6 protein-coding genes are annotated in these 13413 nt (G+C 48.0%); all 6 read left to right on the top strand.

All coding sequences use genetic code 11. The annotated features are described in order from the left end of the window. The 6 genes from AC1XUF_RS23265 to AC1XUF_RS23240 all read left to right on the top strand — a co-directional run bounded on the left by AC1XUF_RS23265 (position 1) and on the right by AC1XUF_RS23240 (position 13412). Positions 1–2370, top strand: a complete 2370-nt coding sequence (locus AC1XUF_RS23265) for an ABC transporter permease (RefSeq protein ID WP_483344247.1) — start codon at positions 1–3, stop codon at positions 2368–2370. A gap of 134 nt (positions 2371–2504) precedes the next feature. Beyond that, a complete protein-coding gene (locus AC1XUF_RS23260) occupies positions 2505–4886 on the top strand; it encodes an ABC transporter permease (protein ID WP_483344246.1) in 2382 nt (793 codons plus the stop codon). A gap of 267 nt (positions 4887–5153) precedes the next feature. Continuing rightward, positions 5154–7568: an ABC transporter permease gene (locus AC1XUF_RS23255; protein ID WP_483344245.1), complete on the top strand. Its 2415-nt coding sequence runs from the start codon at positions 5154–5156 to the stop codon at positions 7566–7568. A 199-nt stretch (positions 7569–7767) separates the two neighbouring features. After that, on the top strand, positions 7768–8106 hold the full coding sequence (locus AC1XUF_RS23250; RefSeq protein WP_483344244.1) for a PadR family transcriptional regulator: 339 nt from the start codon (positions 7768–7770) through the stop codon (positions 8104–8106). A gap of 19 nt (positions 8107–8125) precedes the next feature. Beyond that, on the top strand, positions 8126–10774 hold the full coding sequence (locus tag AC1XUF_RS23245) for an ABC transporter permease (RefSeq protein WP_483344243.1): 2649 nt from the start codon (positions 8126–8128) through the stop codon (positions 10772–10774). 1 nt (position 10775) lies between these two features. After that, positions 10776–13412: an ABC transporter permease gene (locus AC1XUF_RS23240; RefSeq protein WP_483344242.1), complete on the top strand. Its 2637-nt coding sequence runs from the start codon at positions 10776–10778 to the stop codon at positions 13410–13412. The last annotated feature ends 1 nt before the right edge of the window (position 13413 follow it).

Here is a 13413-nt window from a genome sequence, read left to right as displayed (position 1 = left end):
ATGATCCGCCATCATTTAAAAATCGCATTCCGTAATCTCGCTATCAACAAAACGTACTCCTCAATCAACATTGTCGGCCTGGCTTTGGGGATGGCAGTATCGGTGCTGATCCTGTCGTTTGTGATGCATGAGCTGAGCTACGACAAGTTCCACAAGAACCACGAGAAGGTATTCCGCATTCTGGCGAAGATCAATATGAATGGTAATGATCTGCAGATGACGGGATTTTCTCCCAAGTTGGCGCCGACATTGAAATCATCGGGTTCGCACGTGCAGGATTTTGTGCGGGTGTTGCCGGCTTATCATAAAGTGGTGATCAAAAATCCTGCGGACAACCAGGTCGCTTATGAGGACAACTTCATGTTTACGGATCCGTCGCTTTTCAATGTTTTTTCTTTCAAATTAAAAACAGGGGAGGCAAAGCGCATTCTGGATAAACCCTTTACGCTCATCATCTCGGAGCGGATGGCCAAAAAGTATTTTGGAAAAGAAAATCCAATCGGTAAAACATTACTCTACGACGGCACGCACGCAATGCAGGTCGCAGGGATAGCTGAAAATCCGCCGTCAAACTCATCACTTCAATTTGATTTTATCACATCAATCCTGACTTACCCGAAACTCAGCGAGCAGAACAAGAACAACTTCGAAAATTCCGGGGTTTTTACAACATATCTCTTGCTGGATTCCGAAAAATCCGTGGCTGCGGTTGAAAAGACGATCAAGAAGCAAAATACCAACCCGGATTCATTCGATGCAAAAGCTACCTACAAGCTGGAACCCTTTGAGGGCATACATTTGGGTAACGATTTCCATACCTCGGGAAACACCGGGCTGATCCTGATCTTCGCCGGAATAGCCGTGCTGATCCTTTTTCTGGCATTGTTCAACTACATGAGCCTGACCACCGCCCGTGCAACATTGCGCTCGAAGGAAGTAGCAGTGCGAAAAGTGGTAGGCTCGGGACGGAAGGGGTTGATGAAGCAATTTTATACAGAATCCGTACTGCTGTGCTTGATCGCTTTTGTTCTGTCCTTTGTCTTTGTACAGCTATTTAAGCAGCCATTTTTTAACCTGCTCGATCTGCACATTGATACCGCATTCCTGGTATCTCCCGGATTTTTAGCTTTTCTGATCGGTCTTCTTGCAATCACTGCATTGCTTGCGGGAAGTTACCCGGCACTGGTACTTTCCGGTTTTAATCCACTTGAAGTTTTAAAAGGAAGGTTTTCGGGAGGTCGGGGCGGCGCTGCCTTGCGGAAGTTATTTATGGTTTTTCAGTTTACAGTTTCCATCGCGCTGATCGTGTGCAGTCTGGTCGTAAAACATCAGCTCAGCTTTATGCAGAACAAGCAGCTGGGCCTCTACAAAGACCAGGTATTGGCGATCCCGATCAGCAAATCATTGGAGAAAAATTATTTCCCGCTGCGTAACGAGATCCGCGACCAGGCGGGGGTAACCAGCGTCACGGTCACCAATTCGGGATTATTTAAAGGATATAATATGTGGTTTGTGAAAAATTTCACGAGCCAAAAAGAGGTTGGATTGGTCACGATGATGACCGACAATGATTTTGTCAACACATTGGGCCTGAAATGGAAAACGGCTCCGGTAGCGGGCAACTACAAGAATCGCAACCACGTGCTGCTCAATGAAACGGCTGTCCGCGAATTGGGCGTTAAAGGAAATCCCATCGGGCAAAAGGTAGTTGATAACGAAATTGCCGGGATCGTTAAGGACTTTAATTATGATTCTCCTGCACAGGGCATTCGCGGCGTAGGTGTGTTCATCGTGAATGATACCACCAACATTCTGAAAATGGGAGGGGCAAGTGCGTTGATTTACGCCAGACTGGATGCGAGGACCAATTTGAAAGAGAAAGTCGAGGCGATTGGGGAGATTTTCAAAAAGTATGAGATCGACAAACCCTTCGAATATTACTTCCTGAACGACGCTTTCAACGAAACATTCAAAACGCAGATCCGCATGTCCAAGATGTTTACCGTCTTCACCGCCGTGGCGATTTTTATTGCTTGCATGGGGCTTTTCGGGCTGGTCACATTTACCGCACAAACACGCACCAAAGAGATCGGCATCCGGAAGGTACTTGGCGCGTCGGTGGCCGGTATCGTAGCCATGATTTCCAAAGATTTTGTAAAACTGATACTGGTCTCCATCGTCATCGCCCTGCCCGCCGCCTGGTATTTCATGGATAAATGGTTACAGGATTTTACATACAGGATCAATATCCCGGTCTGGATCTACATTGCAGCCAGCGCGCTGGCGATCCTCATTGCATTCATTACCATCAGTTTCCAAAGTATCAAGGCGGCGCTGGTCAATCCGGTAGAGTCACTCAAGAGCGAGTAGGGGATTTAGAGGGTTAAAAGGTTAAAGGTTAAAAGGTCAAAAAACATTACCAACGCTGTGTAGTGTCCTTGCCAATTCACCCTTAACCAGTTAACCATTCACCCTTAGCCTTTTAACCCTTAACCCATTTAAACATGTTAAAAAACTATCTGAAAATCTCCTGGCGGAACCTCGTAAGGGCCAAGGGATATGCCTTGATCAACATCGCCGGCCTCGCAGTGGGCATGGCTTCCTCGGTGCTGATCTTTTTATGGATCCAGAGCGAACTACAATTTGACCGGTTTTACACGAATGCGGACCGGCTGTACCAGATCTATAACCGGGATGTTTTCAATAACGAGCCCACGGTTTGGGGAAGCACACCCCCGCCGCTCGCACCGGAACTGAAAGCGTCGTATCCTGACATCGAAGCGGCTACCCGCATAGCGCCCCTTACCTTACTTATTTCGGCAAAAAACAAGAATGTGAATGCGCAGGGAGCATTTGTCGATCCTGATTTTCTCCGGATGTTTGATTTTACGCTTTTGTCGGGAAACCGGGCTCAATTGCTGAAAGAAACCAATGGGATCGTAATTACGGAAAAGCTGGCACAAAGTTTCTTTGGCACTACCGACGTCATTGGCAAAACGATCCAGATCGAGCATAAAGATAACTTCCTGGTTTCTGGTGTTTTGAAGAACTTTCCTCAGAACAGCCAGTTTGCCGACCGCGATTATCTGTTGCCATGGAGTTACTTTAAACAGCTGGGCTGGGCAACCCTAGAATGGAATAATAACAACTATTATACCTTTGTTACCCTGAAAAAAGGTGCCAGCGAGGCCGCCGTCAATCAGAAAATCAAAAAGGTAACAGCCAATCACCTCAAAGGTGCCATAGACAATGTGGCTAACCGGGAAATATTCCTGTTTCCCGCCGAAAAGTGGCATTTGTATTCCAAAATAGAAAAGGGGCAACTGGTCGACGGCCGGATTGTTACCGTCAGACTATTTGGATTGATCGCCGCATTTATTCTGATCATTGCCTGCGTGAACTTTGTAAACCTGAGCACTGCCCGCAGCGAAAAACGCGCCAAAGAAGTAGGTATCCGCAAAGTGGCCGGTGCGCCGAAAGGTTCGCTTGTGCTGCAGTTTATCAGCGAGTCGGTGATGCTGGCGTTCATCGCGGCTATCGTTGCGGGGTTGCTTATTCTCGCCGTGATCCCGGCTTTTAATAATCTGGTCGGACTGCAATTGCATCCTGATCTCCATTCCGGCTATTTCTGGATCTCGGTCATCGGGTTTGTGCTTTTTACCGGATTGCTGGCAGGAAGTTATCCCGCATTTTTCCTGTCAGGCTTCCAGCCTGCCAGAGTGATCAAGGGTATTTATAATCATGCAAATACCGCGTTTTCACCCCGGAAAGGTTTGGTTGTGTTGCAATTCACGTTTGCAATCATTCTTATCATATCCACGCTGGTGATCAAACAACAAATCGACTTCGGGCAAAATCGTGAGAGCGGTTACGACAAAAATAACCTCCTGATCACGGTATTGGCCGGGGATTTGGAGAAGCATTACGCCGCAGTCCGCGATGAATTGCTTGCGAACGGAGCTGTGGTTTCCGCCACTAAATCGCTGGGTCCCGCTATGAGCTTAAATTCACGCCAATGGGGTGTTTCCTTTCCCGGAAGCGTGGAAGCGGATAAGAATGTGGAATTCGACCTCTTTGGTGCCGATCAGAACTTCGTAAAAACCACCGGCGTGAAATTGTTGGAAGGCAGGGAAATAGACCTGGCAAAGTTCCCCACGGATTCTTTGGCAGTAGTCCTGAATGAAACTGCAGTTAAGGCCATGCGCCTGAAAAACCCGGTTGGTACCACCATCAACTATCAGAAGCGCGACTGGCACGTCGTAGGAGTCGTGAAAGATTTTATTTATGAATCGCCTTATGCGCCGGTTAAGCCTGTTCTCATCAGCGGGCCTGGAGGTATGCTTCCGCACCAATGGCTGAGCATGCGGTTGAACCCCCAGAATACGACCGCGCGAAACCTGAAATTGGCAGAGGCCGTTTTCAAGAAATACAATCCGGGCTACCCGTTCGAATATTCGTTTGCGGACGAAAATTACAAGACCAGATTTGCCCAGGAACAACTGACGGGCACCTTAACCGGTGTCTTTACCGGCCTGGCCATTTTCATTTCCTGCCTGGGGTTATTCGGGCTTGCCGCGTACACGGCGCAGCAGCGGACCAAAGAAATCGGCGTCAGAAAAGTGCTCGGTGCTTCGGTAGCGGGCATTATTGGCCTGCTCACCAGTGATTTTGTAAAGCTGGTCATTATCTCATTCCTGATCGCAGCGCCTGTAGGCTGGTACGCGATGGACGAGTGGCTGAAGGATTTTGATTACCGGATCCATGTAGGCCCGGGCATCTTTATCATCACAGTTTCGGCAGCTTTACTGATTGTCCTGCTGACCGTCAGCTTCCAGGCCATTAAAGCCGCATTGATGAACCCGGTCAGGTCGTTGCGGAACGAATAACAAGAGCTATGGGCAAAGGGGTTATGATCGCGCTTACGCCATTTTGGTGGATGGTACTGTGGTATATGAAAACATCATGTACTTTTTTGATCCCTAATAAACCATCTTCCCGAATCGCCAATAACAAGCGAAGTTGGTTGTCCGATTTCGCACAGCTAACTTTTTATGAACTAGTTAAGTGATTTAAAATCAGCCATATAGATGCCTTTTGCAAATTTGTTGTGACTAAAAACCTGACCAACTGCCGTTAATCAAAAGTCGGAAAACATGCTCAGAAACTACTTTAAAATCGCGTTGCGTAGCCTTGCCAATAAAAAGGCATTCGCCATGATTAACATTTTAGGTCTCGCCATCGGTCTTGCTACCTGCATGCTGATCATGCTTTTTGTCCAGCACGAACTGAGTTATGACAAGTACAACGAAAAGTCGGACCGGATCTTTCGCCTGACCTTTTTTGGAAGTATTGGCGGGAAGGCCATTCATATTGCTGCCGCGCCGGCGCCGGCTGGCCCGGCCTTGTTTCGTGACTATCCCGATGTAGAAGCCTTTACGAGGGTTAACAAACAGGGGACTTTTTTGGTAAAATATAATCAGAAGCAATTTAAGGAGGAACGGGTGGTTTTTGCGGATTCCAATTTCTGCCATGTTTTTTCTGTTCCTTTTGTGAAAGGTAATTCAAAAACAGCGCTCGATGAGCCCAATACATTGGTCATCACACAGCGCATTGCTCAAAAATACTTTGGAACAAAGGACCCGATTGGACAGAGTTTGAAATTGGGCGACAAGCTTTACAGGGTAACCGGCGTTTGCGGAGATGTTCCCTCTAATTCTCATTTACATTATGATTTCCTGGTCTCCTTGAAGTCGACCAGTCTGGGGGATAAATGGTTGGCCAGTGGTGCACATACTTATTTGCTTTTGAAAAAAAATGTCGAAGCCGAAAAGCTGAATGCAAAAAGCAACGAGATTGTGCGCAAATATATCGGCCCGGAAGTGCAGGAATTCCTGGGTATGAGCTATGACGATTATCTCAAAAAAGGCGACAGCTTTGGTTTTCGCTTACAGCCAATAGCCGATATCCACCTGCACTCGGACCTGGAAGCAGAGCTGGAACCCAATGGCAACATTAAATACGTATATATTTTCTCTGTGATCGCAGCTTTCATTTTGCTGATTGCATGTATCAATTTTATGAATTTGTCGACAGCCGGGTCTGCTGGTAGAGCAAAGGAGGTAGGTATCCGCAAAGCAATGGGGTCCGTCCGGCAGCAGCTGGTCCGCCAATTTCTGACCGAATCCATTTTGCTGACTTTTTTGGCTTTGCTGGCCGCATTTGCATTGGTCATCCTGGTATTGCCCTGGTTCAATCAACTGGCGGGTAAGACGTTCGGATTGCAATATATACTTAACCCTAAAATGGTATTGTATGCCATTGCGGGTTGTTTGGTAGTGGGTGTGCTGGCAGGAAGTTACCCGGCATTTGTTCTTTCTTCGTTCAAACCGGTGGCTGTTCTGAAAGGCAAGGTACAGCTGGGCATACGCAATGGATGGCTGCGCAACTCGTTGGTAACCATTCAGTTTGTGGTGTCGATAGGGATGATCATTGGAACCATCGTCGTATACCAGCAATTGCAGTTTATCCAAAATAAAAAACTGGGTTTTGATAAAGAACAGGTGCTTATCCTGCATGATACTTATCTGCTGGGGGATAAAGCCAAAACGTTCCGAGACGAAATATCCAAATTATCGCAAGTGGTAGACGTCACCCTGGCGGGTTATCTACCGGCGGGCAGTTCCAACAACGGTACCGACGGATATATTCCGGAAAGCTCGGGAAGCAATACTACTCCTTATCGTTTCAATACTTATCAGATTGATGAGCATTATCTGAACACTCTGGGCATTAAACTGGCGGCAGGCCGTAATTTTTCCCAATCGTTTGGGACTGATAGCGCGGCAGTTTTGGTGAATGAAGCAGCGGTGAAACAGTTTGGCTGGAAAAACCCGATTGGTCAAGGGGTCAAAACTGTCGGTAACGGCAGACAGGGCAGCGCAAAGACTTACACCGTGGTGGGTGTGACCAGGAATTTTCACTTTGAATCTTTTCATAACCAGATTGCGCCGCTTGTCATGATGAATGGAGGAGACGGTTATCAGACGGCGTTGCGGATCCGCAACGACGATGTGCAAGGAATGATCAAAACCTTGGAAAAAAGCTGGAAAACCAATACGGATGCGCCTTTTTCCTACTCTTTCATGAACGAGCGGTTCAACAAAATGTATGAGGCTGAGCAACGCATCGGTACCTTATTCGGCATTTTCGCCGGGCTGGCTGTCGTGATTGCTTGCCTGGGATTGTTTGGACTTGCCGCATTTACGACCCTTCAGCGCACCAAGGAAATCGGGGTGCGCAAAGTATTGGGCGCCTCGGTGATCAGCATTGTTTCGCTACTGTCCAAAGATTTTGTGAAACTAGTGGCGCTCGCGATTTTGATTGCTTCCCCCCTGGCGTGGTATGGCATGCATACCTGGCTGGAAGACTTCGCCTACAAGATCAATATTGAATGGTGGGTATTTGTGCTGGCGGGGTTCCTCGCAGTGGGGATAGCGCTTGCGACGGTCAGTTTTCAGAGTATCAGGGCAGCGCTGGTTAATCCGGTGAAAAGTTTGCGGAGTGAATAGGTTGCGAAACGTATAAGCTAACACGTTTACCCCGGGACCACGCAAATACATCTTGTCCGCTTCAGTACGGTCAGCGTCCGAAAGCGGACATTTTTTATCTCATATATCAGCCGAAAAGTGGCTATAACAGTCAAAAATGGGTTTTTTACCAAGCTGGCACAGCATTTGATCGGCATTATCGTAGGAAATAGATCACTTTATGAAACGAACGTTTTTAGGAGAGTTTGAAGAACTTGTTTTGCTGACGGTCGCCGTATTGGGCGAGGAAGCATACGGCGTTTCGGTTACCCAGGAACTGGAACAGAAAACGGGCCGGACGGTTGGTTTCAGCACCGTGCACACGACCCTCCAGCGTTTAGAGGAGAAGGGGTATCTCTCTTCCCAGATGGGCGGGGCGACTGCCGAGCGGGGCGGTCGGCGCAAGCGGTTTTTTTCTGTGACGGCTTTTGGCCGGAAAGCATTGCGCGAGGTAAAGCAAGTGCGCGAGGAATTGTGGAATGCGCTGCCGCCGAATACATTGCAACTGATGGGAGGGTGATATGGCCTTCAAAAACCACATGTCAGGTCAGCCGCCGCGATGGGCCAGCAAGCTGCTCAGCCTTTGGGCCGATCCCGATGCAGCGGAGGAAATCCAGGGCGATCTGCTCGAAATATACGCTCACTGGGTGGAGACACAAGGCCGACGGAAAGCAAACAGGCGATATGTTCTTAATGTAATTAAGTTGTTGAGGCCGTTGGCCAAATCGAAAAGATCAGAAAAGTATCCCGAAGCCTCTTTATCAAGCCATGATATGATCAGTAACTATTTCAAAATCGCGTTCAGAACATTTGCCAAGCAAAAGGGATACTCTTTTATTAACGTCTCCGGCCTTGCCATCGGACTGACAGTTGCCATGTTTATTGGCCTGTGGATTTACGATGAGCTGTCATTTGATACATACCATAAGAACTACGACGAAATTGGGCAGGTCTGGGCTGGCGGTACCAATCCCGGAGCTTCGGAAGCCTCGGGTTCGGTCTCCCTTCAGTATCCAATGGGCGCTGTTCTTAAGAATAATTACAGCCAGTATTTCAAGCAGGTGCTGATGGCCTGGTGGGTGGGTAATTACACTATTTCATTTGCGGATAAAAAACTGAGCAGAACCGGAGAGTTTATTGAAGCAGGTGCCCCTGAAATGCTGTCCTTGAAAATGCTGAAGGGGTCGTATCAAAGCCTCAATGAACAGCATTCTATTATACTCTCGGCATCTACGGCCAAGGCCATCTTCGGCGAAGATGATCCCACGGATAAAATCTTAAAAATTGATAACCGCATTGACGTGAAAGTGACGGGGGTGTACGAAGACATTCCCCGTAATAACCGTTTCGGCGAAGTCCAGTTTTTCTCACCATGGGCATTGTGGGCTGCCTCAAATGCCTGGATAAAGGGGAGCGAAAATGAATGGAACAACAGGTCGTTCAATATTTACGTGCAGCTGCAGCCCCATATTTCCATGGAAACAGCCAATGCAGGCATCAGAGATTTATACTACAAAAATTTGCCTAAAGATTTTTTGAAAGAAGTCGATAGGTACAAGCCCTTTGTACAAGTAGTCCCCATGAACACCTGGCACCTATACTCCGAATTTGAAAACGGAAAGCCGGCAGGGGGGCGCATCACGTTTGTCTGGTTGTTTGGCATAGTCGGCGTTTTTGTACTCCTGCTGGCGTGCATCAATTTCATCAACCTCAGCACGGCCAGGTCCGAAAAACGTGCCAAAGAAGTGGGTGTGCGAAAGGCAATCGGCTCAGGCAAACGGCAGCTGGTTGTGCAATTCCTGAGCGAATCACTGATGATGGTGATGCTGTCTTTTTTATTTTCCCTGTTGCTGCTTTTCCTGACACAAAACTGGTTTAATGAGTTAACCGATAAGGATATTGCTTTGCCATTTGGCAATCCTGTTTTCTGGGCTGGCAGCATCGCATTCATTGTATTAACCTCCTTTATTGCGGGCCTTTATCCTGCTTTTTATCTGTCCTCTTTTCAGCCCGTTAAAGTGTTGAAAGGCGTCGTGCGTTCAAGCCGTTTTGCACTGCTGCCGCGCAAAGTGTTAGTGGTAATGCAGTTTACCGTTTCAGTAGTCCTGATTATCGGTACCATCATTGTTTATCAGCAAATTCAATACGCCCGGAACCGGCCTGTCGGGTATAACAGGGAGGGGCTTGTCTATATCCCTATGAACGACCCCAATTACAATGGTAAGCAGGAGTTCATCAGGCAGGAGTTACTCAATACCGGCGCCATAACCAACGTGGCGGTATCCTCGACTCCGATCACAGCGGTTTGGAGTAACAGCGGAGGATTTACCTGGAAAGGGCATGATCCGGGTCAACATTCAGATTTTGCCATCGTGAATGTCACTCATGACTACGGTAAAACGGTAGGCTGGCAATTTCTTTCCGGTCGTGATTTTTCAAGAACGTTTTCGACCGATTCCGCGGGCGTCATCATTAATGAAACTGCCGCCAAATATATGAAGCTGAAAGAGCCGATCGGTGAATATATCACTTCGGACGATGGCTCTGAATCATGGCGGATTATTGGGGTGATCAAAGATGTCGTCATGCAGTCGCCCTATGAACCGATCAAACAAACGCTCTTCTACCTGGACCCTAATTATTCCAACACAAACCAGCTGACCGTCCGGATCAAGCCGGATGTAAGTGCCGGTACCGCATTGTCGAAAATGGAAGCCGTGTTGAAAAGGATCGTACCGTCCGCTTTATTCGACTACAAATTTGTGGATGAAGAGTATGCCAGAAAATTCAGTCAGGAGGAGCGGATTGGCGAATTATCAGGCATTTTCGCCGTCCTGGCTATTTTTATCTCATGCCTCGGTTTGTTTGGGCTGGCATCCTTTGTAGCCGAGCAGCGTACGAAAGAGATTGGTATCAGAAAAGTGATGGGCGCTTCGGTATCCAATCTGTGGCAAATGCTATCCAAAGATTTTGTCGTATTGGTCATTATCTCCTGTTTCATCGCTATTCCGATCGCATCGTACCTGATGAGCGGCTGGCTTCTGAAATATCAATACCACACGACCGTATCCTGGCGGGTATTTGCAGGCTCAGGTGCAGGGGCGCTGATCATCACCTTACTGACGGTCAGTTACCAGGCCATCAAAGCAGCATTACTTGACCCGGTCAAAAGCCTGAGAAGTGAGTGATATGAAGCCAAAGCCGCCTCATTGGGCCAGCAGATTACTCGCCTGGTGGGCCGATCCCGATGCAGCGGAGGAAATCCAGGGCGACCTGCTCGAAATATACGCTCACTGGGTGGAGACACAAGGCCGACGGAAAGCAAACAGGCGATATGTTCTTAATGTAATTAAGTTGTTGAGGCCGCTGGCCAAATCGAAAAGATCAGAAAAGTATCCCGAAACCTCTTTATCAAGCCATGATATGATCAGTAACTATTTCAAAATCGCGTTCAGAAGTCTCTTGAAGAACAAAGGATATTCAGCTATCAACATTTTCGGTTTGGCAACCGGTATGGCAGTGGCAATCATGATCGGGCTTTGGATCTATGATGAGCTGTCATTCAATAAATCCTATAAGAACTACGACCGCATTGCGCAGGTCATGCAGCATTCGCTTTCCAACGGAACCTACGGGACTATCAATGCGCTTCCCGTACCACTTGCCACTGAGTTGAGGACGACCTACGGAAATGATTTCAAATATGTGGTGCTGTCGTCGTGGACAGAAGGCCATACCTTATCGTTCGGCGATAACAGCCTGTGGAAAACTGGAAATTACATTGAGCCCGGGGCGCCCGACCTTTTTTCATTGAAAATATTGCAAGGCTCAAAAAATGGACTGAAAGACACCTACTCGATCATGCTCTCCGAATCCGCAGCCAAAGGCCTTTTCGGGGATACCAATCCACTGGATAAAATCGTCAAGATCGATAATCAGATCTCTTTGAAGGTAACGGCGGTTTATGAGGACCTGCCGTTCAATACCGAGTTCAGCAACATGGAGTATCTCGCGCCATGGAACCTGAATGTGGCGATACGCGACTGGGTTAAAAACAGCGAGAATAATTGGGAGAACAATTCCTTTCAGATCTTCACACAAACGTCTGATCATGTGCCTGCCGGACCAGAGTATATGGAGAAGATTTCAGCCAAAATCAAAGACATCAAACTTGGTAAAGTAAGCAGCGAAACAGCGCGGCAAAAGCCCGCCGTATTCCTGCACCCCATGAGCAGGTGGCATTTGTATTCCGAGTTCAAAAATGGAGTCAATGCGGGCGGACGGATCCAGTTTGTCTGGCTTTTCGGGATAATCGGGGTTTTCGTACTGCTTTTGGCTTGTATCAATTTTATGAACCTGAGCACGGCACGTTCAGAGAAGCGGGCAAAGGAAGTGGGCATCCGCAAAGCAATTGGCTCGCTAAAAGGACAGTTGATAGGACAGTTTCTGAGCGAACCGCTTTTAATCGTCGGCATTGCGACGATGATCTCATTGCTTTTTGTATGGTTGATCCTGCCGCAGTTCAATGAAGTGGCAGATAAGAAAATGGTCATTTTGTGGTCGAATCCGGTGTTCTGGATGCTGATTTTAGCAGTCGGTCTCTTTACAGGTCTGATTGCAGGAAGCTACCCTGCCTTTTATTTGTCATCCTTTCAGCCGGTCAAGGTATTGAAGGGGACTGTTCGGATGGGCCGTTTTGCTGCGTTACCCCGTAAAGTTCTGGTTGTTGTCCAATTCACCGTTTCGCTTACCCTGATCATCGGGACAATCATTGTTTTCCGCCAGATCCAGTTCGCCAAAAACCGTCCCATCGGATACAGCCGGAATGGTCTGTTGTATGTTCAGACCACTACGCCCGAGCTTCATGACCATTACGATGTGGTACGTAACGATCTCTTAAAGTCGGGCGTTGCGCTGGAAGTGGCAGAATCCGAAAGCCCTCTTACGGGTGTCTGGCATGTCAATGGCGGATTTTCCTGGGCAGGAAAGGAGCCAAGTCAGGAGTCTGATTTCGCGGTGATCGGCGTTTCCCCAGAATTCGGGAAAACAGTCGGCTGGGAGTTTAAAGAGGGAAGGGATTTTTCGAGAGAATTCGGGACGGATTCTTCGGGTATGGTGATCAATCAGGCCGCCATCAAATTCATGGGACTGAAAGGCGACCCGATTGGGCAGATCATCCGGGAAGGGGATCTGACCTACCATATCATTGGCGTGATCAATGACATGGTGATGACTTCGCCTTACGAGCCGGTGAAGCAAACCTTGTTTTATCTGAGCAGAGGTTATGGTAATTTCCTCAATATCAAGCTCAATCCGAATGCCAGCGCAAGCGAAGCGACGGAAAAGATTGGGGCTATATTCAAAAAATACGACCCAGCCTTACCATTCAATTACAAATTCGCGGACCAGGAATATGCCAAGAAATTTCTCGCGGAAGAGCGTATCGGCAAGCTTGCTACCTTCTTCGCGATCCTGGCGATTTTGATCAGTTGCCTGGGGCTGTTTGGACTGGCATCGTTCGTAGCTGAGCAGCGTACCAAGGAGATCGGCATCCGCAAAGTGCTGGGCGCTTCAATGGGCAGTTTGTGGCAGATGCTTTCCAAAGACTTTGTGGTATTGGTCATTATTTCCTGCCTGATCTCTATCCCGATCGGCTGGTACTTCCTGCATGGGTGGTTGCAGCAATACCAATATCACACCGAGATTTCCTGGTGGATTTTCGTGGTGTCAGCCGCTGGCGCACTGGCCGTAACCCTGCTGACCGTCAGCTACCAGGCCATCAAAGCCGCATTACTGGATCCGGTCAAAAGCCTGAGAAGTGAATGAT

The sequence above is a fragment of the Dyadobacter sp. HNCC25DJ185 genome, from assembly GCF_056895195.1.
This window is presented reverse-complemented; position numbering and strand designations above follow the sequence as displayed.

Coding starts and splice junctions, on each gene's coding strand:
- AC1XUF_RS23255 (WP_483344245.1), top strand. CDS start 5,154: ATGCTCAGAAACTACTTTAAAATCGCGTTGCGTAGCCTTGCCAATAAA.
- AC1XUF_RS23250 (WP_483344244.1), top strand. CDS start 7,768: ATGAAACGAACGTTTTTAGGAGAGTTTGAAGAACTTGTTTTGCTGACG.
- AC1XUF_RS23265 (WP_483344247.1), top strand. CDS start 1: ATGATCCGCCATCATTTAAAAATCGCATTCCGTAATCTCGCTATCAAC.
- AC1XUF_RS23260 (WP_483344246.1), top strand. CDS start 2,505: ATGTTAAAAAACTATCTGAAAATCTCCTGGCGGAACCTCGTAAGGGCC.
- AC1XUF_RS23240 (WP_483344242.1), top strand. CDS start 10,776: ATGAAGCCAAAGCCGCCTCATTGGGCCAGCAGATTACTCGCCTGGTGG.
- AC1XUF_RS23245 (WP_483344243.1), top strand. CDS start 8,126: ATGTCAGGTCAGCCGCCGCGATGGGCCAGCAAGCTGCTCAGCCTTTGG.